This is a genomic window from Pontimicrobium sp. SW4, assembly GCF_039954625.1.
Taxonomy (GTDB): Bacteria; Bacteroidota; Bacteroidia; order Flavobacteriales; family Flavobacteriaceae; genus Pontimicrobium.
In genome coordinates this window covers 2291196-2309394 of the sequence record NZ_CP157199.1, presented here as the reverse complement: position 1 = coordinate 2309394, position 18199 = coordinate 2291196, and the positions used below count along the sequence as shown (strand labels likewise).

Below are 18199 nucleotides of genomic sequence, written 5' to 3'. Positions count from 1 at the left end.
AGCTGAGGCTAGGTGTTTCCTATTACTTCAAGCGTTAAAGTCAATTATTGAATTCAAAATTTTTAATTGCACAAATTATAAATGCTTTTTGTATGTAATCGAAAAGCTTTTTAAATAACAATATAAACTTAAACATTAATTGTCAAATTACGAGTAAAATTATATTTGCTCCTCCTGAAAATCAGGGATAGTTTGACCCAATAAACAATTTAGTAATGCAAAACAAAGGAATAGTAAAGTTGTTTGCCCTGTTATTTGGATTGGTAAGTATTTATCAATTATCATTTACATTTAAAGCAAATCAAATTGAAAGCAATGCAAAAGAGGCAGCGATAGCTAAAATTGCAGAAACAGAAGATGAATACGATGCTCTTAGAGGAATTGAAGAAGCAAGATATTTAGATTCTCTAAACAATCTAGAAGTCTTTAATATTGGTATAGCAAAATATACATATACCGAAGTTAAAGAGAAATCTATGAACCTTGGTCTTGACCTTAAAGGAGGTATTAGTGTTATTCTTCAAATTCAGGTTGATGATATTTTAAAGGGACTAGCAAACAAGAGTAAAGACCCTGTATTTAATAAAGCATTAAATGATGCTGAAGAACTACAAAAAAATAGTCAGAATACATATTTAGACGATTTCTTTGTAGCATTCGATGCTATAAAAGGTGACACAAAATTAGCATCTCCAGATATTTTTGCTAATCGTGATTTAAGTGATGAAATCACTTTTAACATGACAGACGATGAAGTAAAGCCAATTTTAAGAACAAAGATTGACGAATCAATCGTTTCTGCATTTGAAGTTTTGCGTAAACGTATTGACCAATTTGGAGTAACACAACCAAATATTCAACGTTTAGGAACTTCAGGGCGTATATTGGTAGAATTACCAGGTGTTAAAGATAAGCAACGTGCAACAGAGTTAATTACTACAACTGCACAATTAGAATTTTGGGATGTTTATAAAGCTGAAGAATTAGGAGTCTTTTTAAATCAAGCAAATGAAGTTTTAAAAGGATTAGTTGATACGAAAACTGAAACCAATGAAGCTGAATCGCAAGATGAGCAAGATAGCACCATAGATGATTTGTTAGGTGAAACTACTACAGATTCTACCGATGTAGCTACTTTAGGACCTTTATTTGATTTAATTAGGGTTCCTGGTCAAACAGGACAGCCTATGTTAGCTATGTTTGAAGCGAAGGACAAACAAATAGTATTAGAATATTTAAATAGAAGTGAAGTACGAGCTTTATTACCAGCAGAACAGCGTTATGCTAAGTTTGTTTGGGGAAAGCAAACAAAAGAGAATCCGCTTGTTGAGCTTTATGCTTTAAAAGGAAATAGAGATAATACACCTGAATTAAGTGGAGCGGTTGTGACTGATGCTCGTAACCAATTTGGACCTACAGGAGAATCAGAAGTATCTATGCAAATGAATGCTAGAGGTGCTAAGGTTTGGGAAGAAATGACAGGAAGAGCTTATGCACAACAAAGCCAAATAGCTATTGTTTTAGATGATATAGTATATTCTGCACCAGGAGTAACAACTGGACCAATATCTGGAGGAAGCTCATCAATCTCTGGAAACTTCACATTAAATGAAGCAATAGATTTAGCAAACGTATTAAGAGCAGGTAAGTTACCAGCTTCAGCAGAGATTGTTCAAGCAGATGTAGTTGGACCATCATTAGGTCAAGAAGCTATCGATAGCGGAATGAAGTCTTTTATGATTGCTTTAGCCTTAGTATTAGTTTGGATGATATTTTACTATGGTAAAGCAGGTGTGTTTTCGGATATAGCATTAGTGTTGAACATTATTTTAATCTTTGGTATTTTAGCAGGTTTAGGAGCTGTATTAACACTTCCTGGAATTGCTGGTATTGTATTAACAATAGGTATTGCAGTTGATGCAAACGTTCTTATTTATGAGCGTGTTCGTGAAGAGATATCTAAAGGTAAAGGACAAAAAGAAGCAATTAAGGATGGATTTAGTAATGCACTATCTTCAATTTTAGATGCCAATATTACTACAGGATTAACAGCGTTAATTTTATTTGTATTTGGTACAGGGCCAATTAAAGGATTCGCAACAACTTTATTAATAGGTATAGTAACATCATTATTTACAGCCATATTTATTACTAGATTACTCATTGATTGGTATGTAAATAAAGGAGGAAAATTAGATTTCTCTACATCTTTAACTAAAGGACTGTTTAGAAACATCAATATTGATTTCTTGAAAAAGCGTAAAATATCTTATGTGATTTCTGGAGTTATTATTATTGTTGGTTTATCTTCATTATTTACGACAGGTTTAGATGAAGGTATTGATTTTGTTGGAGGAAGAACTTATACTGTTCGTTTTGACCAAGATGTAAACACCGAAGAAGTTAAAGACGCTGTAGTAGCAACATTTGGAAGTGCTGAAGTAAAAACTATAGGTAGTGCTAATCAATTAAAAATATCTACCAAATATAAGATTGATGAAAATTCAACAGAGGTAGATGAGGAAATACAGAGTAAACTCTATCAATCTTTAGGGACATTTTTGCCAAGTGGATTAAGCTATGATGATTTTAATGATAGTGATAATAATGTAGGTATAATGTACTCTGGAAAAGTTAGTCCAACAATAGCCGATGATATTAAGAAATCTTCTATTTGGGCTGTATTAGGATCGTTAATAGTGGTATTCTTATACATTTTATTACGATTTAAAAAATGGCAATTCTCATTAGGTGCTGTTGCGGCAGTATTTCATGATGTATTAATTGTACTAGGTGTATTCTCAATTACATGGAAATTTATGCCATTTAGTATGGAAATTGATCAAGCATTTATTGCAGCGATATTAACGGTAATAGGTTACTCACTTAATGATACTGTGGTAGTATTTGATAGAATTAGAGAGTTTTTAAATGAGCATACAGGTTGGGAGTTTGGAAAAACAGTAAACACCGCTTTAAATAGCACTTTAAGTAGAACGTTAAACACCTCTTTAACTACTTTAGTAGTGTTATTAGCAATGTTCATTTTTGGTGCAGATTCGTTAAGAGGATTATTATTTGCATTAATTGTGGGTGTTATAGTTGGTACATATTCGTCTGTATTTATAGCAACACCAGTAATGCACGATACAGTAAATAAGTTAGATAAAAAGAAGAAGTAGTTTTTCTTTGAGTTATATAATTTAAAAAGCCTTTCCTTTTGGAGAGGCTTTTTTTAGTTTGTAAAAAAATGTATGTTTTTTTATTGCTCTTAATTAAATGAATTCCTAAAATAAAGACGTATTATATTGGATTAAAAAGGTAAGAATAAAATAATTAGTTAGTTTTTGTAAAAGACATTTTATCACCAACTTCAATATTTAATTGTTGTGATAGACCACCATTTATTTCAAGTACAAATTGTGCAGGTGTTCCAGAAGGTAAAGAAGCTTCGTCTAATGGTTTTGCGTTTTCTTGAATACTAACTATAGTATTGTTGTTATCTAGATAAATAATATCTAATGGTATAAGCGTGTTTTTCATATAAAAAGAACGCATTTGCATATTAGGGAATATAAAAAGCATTGCATTGCTGTCTTTCATAGATTCACGATTCATTAAACCTGTTTGTGTTTCGTAATCGTTATCGGCAATTTCGATATCAAAAGAAGCAATTAAAGAGTCATTTACAGCTTTATATAAGCTTAACTCACCTTCTTTTTTGAATGTGATTTTGGTTGGTGTTATAATTTTTTTTTCTTCTTTACAAGAGCTTATTATTAGTAACAAAGAACTTATAGCCAAAAGGATTAATGATTTTGTAAAGTTATTGAGTTTCATAACTATTCAGATTTTGGCTTATAGAGAAACATGAAATATAAACCAATGATTATAAAAGGAATACTTAGTAATTGGCCATTGTTTAATACGTTACCAAAAAATGCAGCTAAATCTTCACCGCTTTGAGGTTCTTTAAAATATTCAACAATGAATCGAACAGTCCAAAGCATTACTAAAAACAACCCAAAAAGAAATCCTGTTTGTTCACGCTTCTTGGACTTCCAATAAGTTAACCAAAGAATTAAAAACACAAATACATACCCAAAGGCTTCATATAGTTGTCCAGGATGTCTTGCAAAATCTTCATTTAGCGCTTTAAATACAACACCAAAACTACTATCTGTTTTATAACCAACCATTTCAGAATTAAAGAAGTTTCCTATCCTTACGAAGATAGCACCAAGTGCTACAGGAACAACTACACGATCTAAAATCCAAATAACTGATTTTTTTAGTATTTTTTTATTGTACAAATACATAGATATAATCATACCAATAGCTGCGCCATGACTAGCTAAACCGCGAAAGCCTGTAAATTCAAATCCGCCAGCAAATTTAAATGGTAAAAAGATACTTAAAGGATCGTCTAGAATAAGCTCAGATTGATAAAAAACCACATGACCAACACGAGCACCAATCATGATTCCTAATACGGAATAAATAAATAAGGAATCTAATTTATCTTCGGTTTGATTTTCGTGTTTGTAGATTTTTTTCATGATATACCAACCTAAAATAAAGGCTGCCATCCACATCATGCTATAGTAATGAATCTTAAAATCACCAAAAATTGGAATACCTTCAGATTGCGGATCCCAAACGATTTGTAAAAAGTGCATATATAATCAAAGTTTGATACGTAAATATAATTAAATGAAATGGATTATTGAATCCTTTTATAAGTGTAGATATTATTTTTTATCAACCTTTTCTGGAACAGGGTCGTAACCACTTCCTCCCCAAGGCGACGAAGCGAAAAAGAAAATGTACGGTGTACATTTTTAGCGAACGTGCGAGCTGGCGCAAGGGCAATTTTTAGTTGTCATCCTTTTCTGGAACAGGGTCGTAACCACTTCCTCCCCAAGGATGACAACTAAAAATACGTTTTATTGCCAATTTACCGCCAAAAAGTAATCCATGTTTCTTTAGGGCTTCAACGGTGTAATGCGAGCAAGTTGGCTGATATCTACATGTGGCTGGTGTTAATGGAGATATTATCGTTTGATAAATTCTAACCAAAAAAATAAAAGGCGCAATAATAATTTTTTTAAGCATGATTAGTTAGTCGAAAACGTTGTTCCGTCTTTACCATCTTTAAGTTGAATTCCAATATCTGCTAATTCATCTCTAATTTTATCAGATAAAGCAAAATCTTTGTTTACTCTAGCTTCAGCTCTCATATTAATAAGTAACTCAACTGTGTCAGATAATTTGTCTGAACCATTTGTATTATTTTCTGAAACGTTTAGTAATCCAAGGATATCAAAAATAAATACATTTAAAGTTGATTTTAAGATGTCAAAATCTTTTTGAGAAATTGTTGCCTTTCCGTCTTTAACTTGATTAATAAATTTAACAGCACTAAATAATTCAGCAATTAAAATAGGTGTGTTAAAATCATCATTCATAGCATTATAGCAATTCTGCTTCCATGAAGAAATATCAAAATTGGTAGTGGTGTTAGATGCTTCTAATTTTGATAATGTATTTACAGCATCCATCAACTTATTAAATCCTTTTTCTGAGGCTTCTAGCGCTGCACTACTAAAATCTAGAATACTTCTATAGTGCGCCTGCATCATGAAAAACCTAGTAACACTTGGTGAAAAAGGTTTATTTAGTTTATCGTTTTCTCCAGTAAAAATTTCATTAGGTAAAATGTTATTTCCGGTAGATTTTGCCATTTTTTGACTGTTTAAAGTCAGCATATTTGCATGCATCCAAATGTTTACAGGACTCTTGTCATTACAAGCTTCAGCTTGAGCAATTTCACATTCGTGATGAGGGAATTTTAAATCCATACCGCCACCATGAATATCAAATTGTTCACCCAAATATTTTGTGCTCATTGCCGTACACTCTAAGTGCCAACCAGGGAAACCATCACTCCAAGGGGAGGGCCAACGCATAATGTGTTGAGGTTCGGCTTTTTTCCAAAGAGCAAAATCTTGTGGATTTTTCTTGTCAGATTGACCATCCAACGCTCTACTATTATGGATTAAATCTTCTAGATTACGACCACTTAATTTTCCGTAATTATGGGTTTCGTTAAATTTATGTACATCAAAATAAACCGAGCCATTAACTTCATAGGCTAAGCCTTTGTCAAGAATTTCTTTAATGATTTCAATTTGTTCAATGATGTGTCCAGTAGCTGTAGGTTCTATACTAGGAGGTAAAAAGTTGAATTTATTAAGCGTGTTATGAAAATCGACCGTGTACATTTGCACAACTTCCATAGGTTCTATTTGCTCTAAACGTGCTTTTTTTGCTATTCTGTCTTCTCCTTCGTCTGCATCGTTTTCTAAATGACCAGCATCAGTAATATTTCTAACGTAACGAACTTTATATCCTAAATGCTTGAAGTAACGAAAAATCATGTCAAACGACATAAACGTTCGTACATTACCCAAATGGACATTACTATAAACTGTTGGACCACAAACATACATACCTACATAGCCTTCATTTATAGATTTAAAAATTTCTTTTTTACTGGTTAATGAATTATATATTTTTAATTCTTGATTTTTATAAAGTTGCATGCTAATTAAATAGATTTTGGTTGATTTTGAGCACTTTTAAAACTGTGTATCTAATTTAATATAATCTAAGAATTCTCTTCTAGTTTTTTTGCTTTTAAATTTGCCTCCAAATTCACTAGTTACTGTACTGCTTTCTGTATCTCTAATTCCTCTAGAATTTACGCATAAATGTTTTGCGTCTATAACACAAGCTACATCTTTAGTGTTTAAAACTTTTTGGAGTTCTTCAACTATTTGTATGGTTAAACGCTCTTGCACTTGTGGCCTTTTCGAAAAATAATCTACAATACGATTCATTTTAGATAGACCTACAACTGTACCATTAGAAATATAGGCAACATGTGCTTTTCCAACTATTGGTAATAAATGGTGTTCGCAAGTTGAATACACAGTAATGTTCTTTTCAACAAGCATTTCGCCATATTTATATTTGTTATCAAAAGTAGAAGCATTGGGTTTATTCTTTGGGTCTAAACCACCAAATATTTCTTTAACGAACATTTTAGCGACACGATTTGGTGTTCCTTGTAAACTATCATCTGTTAGGTCCAGACCAAGGGTTTCCATAATGTGCCTAACATCATCTTTTATGATATCAATTTTTTCTTCTCTAGTCAATTTAAAAGCGTCTGCTCTTAATGGTGTATCTGAAGAGGTTCCAACATGATTATCTCCTAAAGAATCAAAATCTTCAATTTCTCTTTCTATTTTCATATATAATGCTATTTAAAAACAAATAAACAGGGCACAAAGGTAAGCATTTCCTGAATTTTAACAGTTGAATTAACAAAGTATTAATTTTGAACGATATATGTAATAATTTCAACGAACAGAACGTTTTATTTATCAAATATTGCTTACTTTTTCACCGCTATTACAATTGACGAGAAAATGCTTAAAACATTACTTTTTCTTAATACTTTATTTTTATTCTGTATCGCTGGGATAGCTAATGCACAATCTGTTTCTAATTATTCTGGTTCAAAAACGGTTATTTTTGACTCTAATGTTGATACTCCTTTAAATAGCATGGAAAAAGAAATGCTTACAGATATTTATGGTGAAACGCTCCAGAAAAATGTATTAGATAATCCACAACGCTTAAAAAGCATTAAGAATATTCTTAGAAATAGAGTTGAAATACTTAATTTGCCTAATTACCCAAAAGATTATAAATTACTATCTCAAGTACCTTTGTTTGATAAGTATAATACATCTTTAAAAAGAGAAAAATTTAAAAAAGCCAAATTTAATCCATTAAAATATAATTTCGATTTTTACGCAAAACAAGCACAAGTTTTTAGAGTAGACAACACCGATTATTATATTATAATTAAGTCCCAACATCAAAATTAACCTCCCTCATGATTAAAAAGTTACTTTTTCTATTTTTTGTTTTTTGTTCGTTATCAATGTTTGCACAAATGATATACATGACAGATGGAACTAGAAGTAATACATGTGCTGGAACATTTTATGATTCGGGAGGTGTTGGTAATTATAGAAATAACGAAACAATCACACATACTTTATGTCCAAATATTCTAGGAAGTCAAATTCAATTAGATTTTACTTCTTTTGACTTAGAGGCGAACGCTGATTTTATTACTATTTATAATGGACCAGACACAACCTATGATGTTATAGGTACTTTTAGCGCGACGAGTCCAGGATTGGTTACCGCTGCTTTAGCATCGGCACAACCTAATCCACTTGGATGCCTCACAATTGCTCAAAGTACTGATAGTGTTAATACATTTTCAGGCTGGGAAGCAACTATATCTTGTTTTCAGCCTTGCCAAAATATTGTAGCAAGTTTAGACTCTACGCTTCCAGCTGCTGACCCAGATGGTATTGTAAGGATATGTCAAGGGGATAACATAACATTTAATGGGAGTGGTGCGTTTTCGGTTAGTGGTGTAGGAGCATCTTATGAATTATTTATGGGAGATGGTGTTTCTCTTACAGGCCCTTTAATAGGTGATGCTTTTAGTACTAATTACACATTTAATGATGAGGGAATCTATGAAGTAAGTCTTGTTGTTACTGATGCAAGCCCTCAAGGGTGTACTAGTACAAATAAAGAATCTATTTTTGTATATGTGTCTTCGACACCGGATTTTACAGGTACACAAGCTGCCAATGATACTTTTTGTTTAGGGGAGTCCACAACTATTGAAGGTGTGGTAACTCCAGTTACTCAAATTGCGAATTGTGCTAATGGAGGAGAAGAAACAGCTCTTGGAGATATTCAAGGCGTTACCTTTACTTCAACTTTAGATTTAGATTGTTTTCAATCGCAAAACTTGACCAACATCGCGCAATTAGAAAGTATATGTATAGTTATGGAGCATACTTATATTGGCGACTTAGAGATAACTGCTATAAGTCCAAATGGACAAAGGGTAACTTTACATAATAGAACAGGAACATCATTACAACTTGGAAACCCTATTGTAACAGATGGTACAGGACCAGGACAAGGTTGGGAGTATTGTTTTTCAATGTCAGCTACTAACTTATTACCTGATGGCAACTTAGTTCAATCTGGAACACCAACAACTAGCCTTACAGTTGAGGCAGGAACTTATTTGCCTGTAGGAGATTTTAACGATTTTGTTGGAACACCAATAGATGGTCAATGGTCCTTAGAAATTATTGATTATCTAGCACAAGATGATGGTACTATTTTTAGTTGGGCATTAAATTTCGATGAGTCATTATTTGCTTCAAATTATACATTTACACCAAGTTATCCTACTCAGGGCTGGGATGCCGATTTATCAATTACAAATACTGTTGGGAATACTATAACAGTGCAACCTACAACATCTGGAACACATTGTTACACTTATAGGGTTATTGATGATTTTGGTTGCGAATATACTGAGCAGGTGTGTGTTGAAGTACTACCAGAAGTAATCCCATTATTGCCAACTCCAATAGATTTATGTGATGACAACATTAATGACGGGTTTACAGTTTTTGATTTAACTATAAAAGACTCAGAAATTACAGGGGGAAATCCCAATTGGTCTGTACAGTATTTTGAAACTAATGCTGATGCAATAAGTAACACTAGTCCAATAAATCCAGCAACATCTTACACAAATACGGTAGTTAATTCGCAAACAATTTATGTGCGTGTTACTGATAGTGCTACAAGTTGTTTTGGCTTTACAACACTAGACTTAAATGTATTGCCAAATCCAGATTCATTAGACGATGCACCAGATATAGAACTGTGTGATGATAATAACACAGGAGATAATCAAGAAATATTTGACTTAACTCTTAACGAAGCTTACATTTTAAATGGAGAAGTTGGGGTCACAGCAACTTATTACCAAAATGATACAGATGCCCAAAATGCCGTAAACGCAATTGGAACGCCGACAACATATACAAACACCTCTTCGCCACAAACTATTTATGTGAGAGTCACCAACGATGTCACGTCATGCTTTGTCGTCGTTGATTTTGATATTCTTGTTAATGAATTGCCAGATGCTACCACAGTTACCGATTATTTTATTTGTGAAGTTAATGCAGATGGTGTGGCTCAGTTTAATTTAGAATCTAAAACGACTGAAATTTTAAACGGTCAAAATCCAACAGATTTTGCAGTTACATATCATATTTCTCAAACTGATGCTAACACAGGAGCAAACCCATTAGCAAGTCCATATACCAATATATCTAATCCTCAAACCATTTATGCAAACATTAGAAATATAAACACAAATTGTTATGATGCGTCAATGAGCTTTAATATTGAAGAACTTAATACACCTTCAGCAAATGCAGATTTAGTTCCTATTGAATATACATTATGTGATGATTTTAATGCCAATGATGGATTTGCTCAATTTGATTTAACTACCCAAGATGCTTTTGTGTTGGATGGACAAGACCCATTAGTTAATGTAGTTAGCTATTATGCGTCGCAAACAGATGCTGATGCTGGAGTTAATGCATTAGGATCACCTTATGAAAACACTTCTAATCCACAAATTATTTATGCGCGAGTTGATGATACTTCTGCGATAAATGCCGTGTGTTATGCTACTACTGAGTTGACTTTAAATGTGAATTTATTGCCTGAATTCGCTTTAGATAATAACTATGTAATTTGTGTGAATACCAATGGTACAGAAATTATTGGGCCTCCATTAATAGATACAGGATTATCTGTTTTTGATTATACGTTTGAATGGCGTTTAAATAATGTTGTTATCTTAGGAGCTACAGATTCAAGTTATCTAGCTACACAATCTGGCGACTATAGTGTCACAGTAACTAATAATATAACTAGCTGTCAACTAGTAGAGAATACTACAGTTAGTGAAAGTACTCCTCCTCTTGTGACTGCAACAGTAACATCTTCAGCTTTTGCAAATAATCATATTATTGAAGTTGAAGCTTTAGGAGGAGGAGACTATGAATATAGCTTAGATAATGGGCCTTGGCAAGATAGTAATATCTTCGAAAATGTATCTTTAGGAGAGCATATAGTAATGGTTAGAGATAAAAATGGTTGTGGTTTTGCCAGCACATCAGTTACAGTTATTGATTATCCTAAGTTTTTTACACCAAATGGAGATGGCTATAACGACACTTGGAATATTTCTGGCATAAATTCACAGCCAAATGCACAAATATTCATTTTTGACAGATATGGCAAATTGTTAAAGCAAATAAGTCCAACAGGTGATGGTTGGAATGGTACATTTAATGGATATAATCTTCCATCGGCAGATTATTGGTTCACAGTAAAGTATATTGAGCCAAATAGTGGTGATAAGAAAGAATATAGTGCTCATTTTGCTTTAAAACGATAAAAAGAACTTTTACTTAAAAAATTTCTTATTTTCGAGACTTCAATTTTTTATTGAGTGTTCATGAGTAGGATAAAACATTTTACATTTCTTATTTTTTTAATAAGTGTTTTCGGAGTTTTTGCACAAGAACCTAACGATTGTGGTAACGCAACTGTAATTTGTGGCAGTATTAACTTTACCTATACACCAACTGGTCCAGGAAATGATGATTTTGCAACAAACCCGAATCCTCCTTGTTTACCAACTGGAAATGTTGAGAGTCAAAGTGTGTGGTTGGAAATAACTATAGATAATCCAGGGCTTTTAGAATTTGTAATAAAACCTAACAACGGTTTTGATGATTACGATTGGGCTATTTATGGACCAAATGCAACTTGTAATACTTTAGTTAATCCAGTACGTTGTTCTTCAACTCAGTTTATAGGAGATGGCTCAACTGGTTTGGGAAATGGAACAACCGACACATCTGAAGGCCCAGGTACTGGCGATGGATTTTTAGCACCATTACCAGTTAATAATGGTGAGCGTTATTTACTTTTTATTAATAATTGGTCTAGTACCTCATCAGGTTTTGATTTAGAGTTTGGTGGTACAGCCACATTTAATGAACCACCAACAATAGATGCGCCAACTGGAACAGCATTAGATATTGAACAATGTGATACCGATGGTGTGGATGATGGTATTTCAGAGTTTGATTTAACGGTGAATACGCCAATTATTGTTGGTACGCAAACTGGAGTAGATGTAAAATATTATATCACAGATAGTGATGCTCAAATAGATAATAATGCTATCTTAAATCCAGCCAATTATAATAATATTACAAGCCCACAAACTATACATGCTAGAATTACCAATATAGCTTCTGGGTGTTTTGAAACTACTGAGTTTGATATTGTAGTACTCCCAACTTTAAATATAGGTGTGCCAAATAATCTATATATATGTGACGATAATAATGATGGTTTTACGCAATTTGATTTAATGCAAAATGAAGCTTTAATCCGAAATGGAGAGCTAAATGCAAATGTAACATATCACTCAACCGAGAATGATGCCAATTTAGGGATTAATGATTTGTCTAATCTTTATACAAATGTTATAGCTTACACACAAGAAACAATTTGGACAAGATTAGAAAATACGATTACTGGTTGTTACAGTATTGCTTCTTTTACTATAGATGTTTTTGATACGCCAATATTAAATGCAATTCCTAATCAATTAATCTGTGATGATGATAATGATGGTCTTTGGGTTTTTAATTTTTCAACGTTAAACTCAACAGTTTTAGGAAGTCAATTGCCTACGGTTTTTTCTGTAAGTTATCATACGTCGCAAGTAGATGCTGACGCTAATTCTAACCCAATTACAAGTCCTTATACAAATCAAATTGCTTATCAAGACGAAACTATTTATGCTAGAATAGAAAACAATTTAAATACTAATTGCTATGAGACTGGGAATTTTATTATTGATGTATTCAATAGCCCTACGGCAACAGCTACTAATTTTGAATTGTGCGATAATCTTGATGATGGAAATGATACTAATGGTATTGTAACGTTTGATTTATCATTGAAAGAAGCTGAGATTTACGGAACTCAATCTGCTGCCGAATTTGAAATAAAATTTTATTACAGTCAAGCAGCAGCAGATACAGCAATTGCTGGAACAGAAATCACTAACCCAATTCAAAATACTAGCAATCCGCAAACAATTTTTGCAAGAATAGAAAATAGAGGCAACACAAATTGCTATGAAACGACAAGTTTTGATTTGATAGTTAACCCATTGCCTGTAGTTTCTCCAGTAGTTATTTTAACACAGTGTGATGATGATGCTGATGGATATACACCATTCAATTTAACAGAAGCAAATGTTTTAATATCTAATGATTCAGCTAACGAAGTATTTACGTATTATCTAACACAAGCAGAAGCTGATAATGATTTGCTTGCTGATCAAATTCCAAATTTTATCAATTACACGAACCCAACTGCTTTAAATAGTTCGGTTTATGCAAGAGTTGAAACAGTTAATGGTTGTTATAGAACTGCTAGAATTGATTTAGTGGTTGGAGCCACACAAATTCCGCCAGCATTTAATCTTACCTATTTTGTATGTGATGATAAATTAGTAGATAATGATAATACTAATGGAATAGCATCTTTCGATTTTGGTGATGCAACAGCACAAATAGAAGCGTTATTTCCAATTGGTCAAAACTTAACAATCACCTATTACACTAACGAAGCTGATGCTTTAGCTGAAACGAATCCAATTATAGATATTAGTAACCATAGAAATGAAACATTAGCATTCACTCAACAAATTTATGTTCGTGTCGATAATGATAATATCAATGCTTGTTTAGGGTTAGGGCAACATATTACTTTAAATGTAGACCCAGTACCAGATAATAATATTATCACTAATTATGAATTGTGTAGCGATAATGACCAAGCAGTTTTTGATTTAACTACAAAAGATTCTGAAGTCATTGGAACACAAACAACACCTGTTTTAATTAGTTATCACTTAAGCGAACAAGATGCTATTAATAATATTGCAATTGCTAATGCAGCTAATTATACTAATATCACAAACCCTCAAACAATTTATGTAAGAGCCCAATTTGATGATAACGCGAACGGTGTTGGTGATCCAGGAGAGTGTTATAGCACTACAGATATGAATTTTCAGTTAGTTGTAAATCATAATCCAACTATCTTCTTACCAGATAGTATAAGAATTTGTAGTAACCAAGTAGTGACTGATTACGATTTAACCGTTAGAGAAAGCCAAATTACGGATGGTGATAACTCTATTAGCTTAACGTATTACGAAACACAATTAGATTTAGATAATAACAACCCTATTGCAAATCCTACAGCCTATGCCAATACTTTCTTAAACAGAAATATTTTGGTGTTGGCCACAGGTGCAAATTTGTGTACATCTACTACAGTTTTATCGTTGCAAACGATAATTTATGATAATATAAATCAGAACCCAACTCCTATTGAAGAATGCGAAACAGATAATAATGGGTTTGACTATTTTGATATTACAAGAAGAGAAGTAGAAATTTTAAATGGGCTAAATGCAATAGATTTTAGTTTTACTTATTATGAGTTGGAAGCAGATGCAATTGCTGGAAATAACAATAATATTACAAATCTTGTAAACTTTGAAAATACAGTAGCTGTCACACAAATAATTTACGTGAGAGTGCAGCCAATAGCCAATGAATGTTTTATAGTTGTGCCTTTAACACTTATTGTAAACCCTGTTCCTGAAATTGGTATATATGATAAATATGTAATTTGTTTAGATAATACTGATGCGGTTATAAATCCAACATTAACCACATTTTTTCCAAACCCACCAATAGATACACAATTGAATCCACTTGAATATACATTTCAATGGTATAATGGTACTGAAGCGGAGGTGAATAGTAATCCAAATAGCGTTATTATAAATGGAGAAACTGGGCCAATGTATGTTCCAACCACAATTGGTTTTTATACAGTTGTAGCAACTAATATAGTTACTGGATGCAGAATTCCAGCAACGACTGAAGTTGTAGGCTCATATCCACCAGAACAAATAACCGTGAATTTAGTATCTGAAACTTTTTCTGTAAACAATATTATAGAAGTTGAAGTTATCGGAAATGGAGAATATCATTATAGATTAGATTTTGGACCATGGCAAAGTGAGCCAAGATTTGAAAACGTTACAGGAGGAGAACATACAATTTATGTGAGGGATTTATATAATTGTAACGAAATATCTCAAATACAAATCGTAATAGATTATCCACGGTATTTTACACCTAATGATGACGGTTATCATGATACATGGAATATAAAAGGCATGTCTTCTCAAGAAAATTCAACCATACATATATTTGACCGTTATGGTAAATTATTAAAGCAACTCAATCCTCTAGGTAATGGTTGGGATGGGACTTTTAATGGTGAAAAATTACCATCTAGTGATTATTGGTTTATTGTGGAGTTTCAAGAGCCCAATGATGGGGTGGTAAAGCAATTTAGAGCACATTTTACGCTAAAGAGGTAATAAAAAAAAGCGCAATGAAATATTTCATTGCGCTTTTGTATGTTAAAATAATTGTACTATAAATTCATGCTTAATGATAATGTAAAGTTTGAGTTTTCTCTATTGATTCTCGCTGCATTCGTTAACCCAACATTGTATAATTGGTAGTTAATATCTCTTTTAGAATTTTCGTAAGCTAAGTCTAGCTTTGTGCCTCCAAAATTGTAGCCTATTCCTAATGAATAGCCTTTTAAGTCACCGTAAAAAGAAGTGTCATTGTATGGACTTTGTTCCAATCGATAACCTCCTCTAAAGCTAAAATTGTCTTGTCTCAATTCACCTCCAATTCTATAAGTATTGGCTATTTTTAAATTGTTTGAAATATCAGTATTCTGAGATGCAAAATATGTGTCAGATTCTGGTTTAAATTTCGTGCTTCCATAATCCTTTCTAGAATAATCAAAGCTAATAAGTCCTTGTTGGTTAAATACTAAAGCAATACTTCCTGTTATTTTTGCTGGTGTTTGTAATTTGTAATCTGGATATATGTTTATAACTTTCGGATCTACAATAGCTGTAGTTGGTCCACCATCGTCTCTAACAGAAGCTACATATTGACTTGTTTCTTCACTTATGGTATACCAAGTTGGAGAATCATAAGTTAAACCAACTCTTACGTCATTTGAAAGTTTTGCAATACCACCTAATTGGAAAGAAAATCCATTACCAATAGTAGAAAGATTGTTTTCAAAATCCACTTCAGTAACTAAGGATCCAGTATTCGAATTTTCTTCAAATAAAAATGTAGAACGATCGTAATTAATAAAATGAGAATTTAGGTTTATGCCTAAATATAGATTGTCTTCATATTGTGCAGCAAGGTTAATTCCAAATTTTCCATTGTAACCAGTTGCAGCGTATGAATATTGTTGATTAAAAGATCCTGGAGCGATGTTCGAAAAATATAACGTATTATCGTCATCATCTGTATCTGGTTCTAAAATGTATGCTTCATAGCCCAAAAAAGCTTGCTGATTTCTAAAACCAAAAGAAGCCCCTAATTCACTATAGGCATCGTCAATAGATTCTCCTGGTAAAGCAATTATTTCATCCAAACGTAAACCTTGAGCATTTGCTAAAAAATAACTATCAATAGATGTTGTACTTGTTCCTGATGCAAAAAAATCATCATCAAAATTTTGAGTTTGATCATAGGCAAAGCCTAAAACAAACTTTCTCCAAGGGGAATTATTTCGACTGTTAAATACAAAAGCAGCTCCAGCTTGATTAAAAGCAAAATCGGAATTTGAGTTTGTATTTACACCATTAAAATAGTTTGTCTCATTATCAGAATTATAGCTTGAAATTGATAGAGACGTATGGCTATAACTAAAAATAGCTGAACCAGCAGGGTTAATACTCATAGCAGAAATATCTCCTCCTAAGGCGCCAAATGCACCACTCATAGCTTTAAATCTTGCTGTTCCTTCAACATTATCTGATGAGTATCTAACAGCATCAGTAATATCTTGAGCGTACATAGTAGACATAGATAGCATACCTATGAATAGTAATATTAACTTTTTCATACTTTTAATTTTTCTTTTTCAACCTTGTTTAATTGTTTCTTCTAGATGAATTACTTCTACTACTACTTCTAGTTGAACTATTGTTAGAAGACGACCTAGTGCTAGAACTAACATTATTAGATCTTCTAGAACTATTGTTATTAGATCTAGTTGAAGTGTTATTAGATCTAGTTGAAGACGATCTAGTTGTTGTTGATCTACTTGATCTAGTAGTATTCGATCTGGTTCCTACACGAGAACTTCTTGTTGGCCTTGATTGAGAATTCACACGCGAATTACTAGATCTAGTTGCATTAACTCTAGAGTTACTACTTCTAGTAGCATTGTTTCTTAAGTTAGTAGTTCTACTATTTATTGAGCTACGTCTGTTAGAACTAGTTATTCCATTACGTCTATTTGTGATTCCACTTACACCATTATTTGCGTAAACAGATCCTCTTCTGCTTGCGCTATATGCTAAAGTTCTTCTGTTATATATGTTTCCGTAATAGTAATTGTTGTAGCCATAATATGGGTAACCATAATAATAAGGATAACCGTAACCATACCAAGGTCTGCTCCACCCAACATAAAAAGGAGAATACCAATAGTCAGAATAACCATAATAGCCAAAGTTCCAATTGTTGTACCATCCATATCGCGGATACCAAAACGAATCATAAAGAGGAGTTCTATTATAGATATTAACGGTTATATTATCACTATAACCCCAACCAGCATAATTTTCTTGATTTAAAGAATCGTTTTCTACATTATAAGAGCCCTGATAAGAATCTATATCAGTAAAAATAACGCCTTCTGCATTCATGTTATCAAGTTCGTCTGCTTTTTCTTTAAAGTAGTTTTTATAATAGTTTGAGTTTTCAGAGACGTTAGATGTTTCAACATAATTAACTTCTTTGTCAACAATCACTTCAGGTTCTCCATAAATACCATCATTATCATAACTGGCATATTGGTAAGATCCACAGGAAGTTAGTCCTATTGTTAGGATTAACGCTCCAATTATGGATATTTTGGAATTTAAGTAGTTATATAATTTCATATCTCTTTAAATTAAATTGTTGAACATAACAAAAATAGTTAGTTT

The 18199-nt window shown here is 32.6% G+C and carries 11 protein-coding genes; 4 read left to right on the top strand and 7 right to left on the bottom strand.

Annotated elements, in window-relative coordinates; genetic code table 11:
* Window positions 1–215: 215 nt before the first annotated feature.
* Window positions 216–3182: a protein translocase subunit SecDF gene (secDF, locus tag ABGB03_RS10795; RefSeq protein ID WP_347922526.1), complete on the top strand. Its 2967-nt coding sequence runs from the start codon at window positions 216–218 to the stop codon at window positions 3180–3182.
* Between the two features lie 154 nt (window positions 3183–3336).
* Here the strand turns inward: secDF and ABGB03_RS10790 are convergent, their stop codons facing one another.
* From ABGB03_RS10790 to folE, 5 genes are all read right to left on the bottom strand, one after another.
* Window positions 3337–3840, bottom strand: a complete 504-nt coding sequence (locus ABGB03_RS10790) for a DUF192 domain-containing protein (RefSeq protein ID WP_347922525.1) — start codon at window positions 3838–3840, stop codon at window positions 3337–3339.
* A 2-nt stretch (window positions 3841–3842) separates the two neighbouring features.
* Window positions 3843–4679, bottom strand: coding sequence for a prolipoprotein diacylglyceryl transferase (gene lgt / locus ABGB03_RS10785; RefSeq protein ID WP_347922524.1), 837 nt, complete (start codon window positions 4677–4679; stop codon window positions 3843–3845).
* A 196-nt stretch (window positions 4680–4875) separates the two neighbouring features.
* Complete coding sequence (gene yidD / locus ABGB03_RS10780; protein ID WP_347922523.1) at window positions 4876–5115, bottom strand: membrane protein insertion efficiency factor YidD; 240 nt, start codon at window positions 5113–5115, stop codon at window positions 4876–4878.
* 2 nt (window positions 5116–5117) lie between these two features.
* A complete protein-coding gene (cysS, locus tag ABGB03_RS10775) occupies window positions 5118–6605 on the bottom strand; it encodes a cysteine--tRNA ligase (protein ID WP_347922522.1) in 1488 nt (495 codons plus the stop codon).
* Between the two features lie 36 nt (window positions 6606–6641).
* Window positions 6642–7319: a GTP cyclohydrolase I FolE gene (gene folE, locus ABGB03_RS10770; protein WP_347922521.1), complete on the bottom strand. Its 678-nt coding sequence runs from the start codon at window positions 7317–7319 to the stop codon at window positions 6642–6644.
* 177 nt (window positions 7320–7496) lie between these two features.
* Between folE and ABGB03_RS10765 the strand changes: the two genes are divergently transcribed.
* From ABGB03_RS10765 to ABGB03_RS10755, 3 genes are all read left to right on the top strand, one after another.
* Window positions 7497–7961: a hypothetical protein gene (locus ABGB03_RS10765; RefSeq protein WP_347922520.1), complete on the top strand. Its 465-nt coding sequence runs from the start codon at window positions 7497–7499 to the stop codon at window positions 7959–7961.
* 77 nt (window positions 7962–8038) lie between these two features.
* Complete coding sequence (locus tag ABGB03_RS10760; protein ID WP_347922519.1) at window positions 8039–11446, top strand: T9SS type B sorting domain-containing protein; 3408 nt, start codon at window positions 8039–8041, stop codon at window positions 11444–11446.
* A 60-nt stretch (window positions 11447–11506) separates the two neighbouring features.
* Window positions 11507–15541 carry a T9SS type B sorting domain-containing protein gene (locus ABGB03_RS10755; protein WP_347922518.1) on the top strand — a complete coding sequence of 1345 codons (4035 nt, stop codon included), beginning with the start codon at window positions 11507–11509 and terminating at the stop codon, window positions 15539–15541.
* Window positions 15542–15597: 56 nt separating this feature from the next.
* On the opposite strand, the gene ABGB03_RS10750 is transcribed toward ABGB03_RS10755, so the two are convergent.
* Together ABGB03_RS10750 and ABGB03_RS10745 are read right to left on the bottom strand one after the other, a co-directional pair.
* The gene (locus tag ABGB03_RS10750; protein ID WP_347922517.1) at window positions 15598–17109 is read right to left on the bottom strand and encodes a transporter; all 1512 of its coding nucleotides are present in this window, start codon (window positions 17107–17109) and stop codon (window positions 15598–15600) included.
* A 28-nt stretch (window positions 17110–17137) separates the two neighbouring features.
* A complete protein-coding gene (locus tag ABGB03_RS10745) occupies window positions 17138–18154 on the bottom strand; it encodes a hypothetical protein (RefSeq protein WP_347922516.1) in 1017 nt (338 codons plus the stop codon).
* Between the last annotated feature and the right edge of the window lie 45 nt (window positions 18155–18199).

What these genes read in the sequence shown, in the direction of transcription:
- secDF (WP_347922526.1), top strand. Translation starts at nt 216, where the DNA reads ATGCAAAACAAAGGAATAGTAAAGTTGTTTGCCCTGTTATTTGGATTG.
- ABGB03_RS10790 (WP_347922525.1), bottom strand. Translation starts at nt 3,840, where the DNA reads ATGAAACTCAATAACTTTACAAAATCATTAATCCTTTTGGCTATAAGT.
- lgt (WP_347922524.1), bottom strand. Translation starts at nt 4,679, where the DNA reads ATGCACTTTTTACAAATCGTTTGGGATCCGCAATCTGAAGGTATTCCA.
- yidD (WP_347922523.1), bottom strand. Translation starts at nt 5,115, where the DNA reads ATGCTTAAAAAAATTATTATTGCGCCTTTTATTTTTTTGGTTAGAATT.
- cysS (WP_347922522.1), bottom strand. Translation starts at nt 6,605, where the DNA reads ATGCAACTTTATAAAAATCAAGAATTAAAAATATATAATTCATTAACC.
- folE (WP_347922521.1), bottom strand. Translation starts at nt 7,319, where the DNA reads ATGAAAATAGAAAGAGAAATTGAAGATTTTGATTCTTTAGGAGATAAT.
- ABGB03_RS10765 (WP_347922520.1), top strand. Translation starts at nt 7,497, where the DNA reads ATGCTTAAAACATTACTTTTTCTTAATACTTTATTTTTATTCTGTATC.
- ABGB03_RS10760 (WP_347922519.1), top strand. Translation starts at nt 8,039, where the DNA reads ATGACAGATGGAACTAGAAGTAATACATGTGCTGGAACATTTTATGAT.
- ABGB03_RS10755 (WP_347922518.1), top strand. Translation starts at nt 11,507, where the DNA reads ATGAGTAGGATAAAACATTTTACATTTCTTATTTTTTTAATAAGTGTT.
- ABGB03_RS10750 (WP_347922517.1), bottom strand. Translation starts at nt 17,109, where the DNA reads ATGAAAAAGTTAATATTACTATTCATAGGTATGCTATCTATGTCTACT.
- ABGB03_RS10745 (WP_347922516.1), bottom strand. Translation starts at nt 18,154, where the DNA reads ATGAAATTATATAACTACTTAAATTCCAAAATATCCATAATTGGAGCG.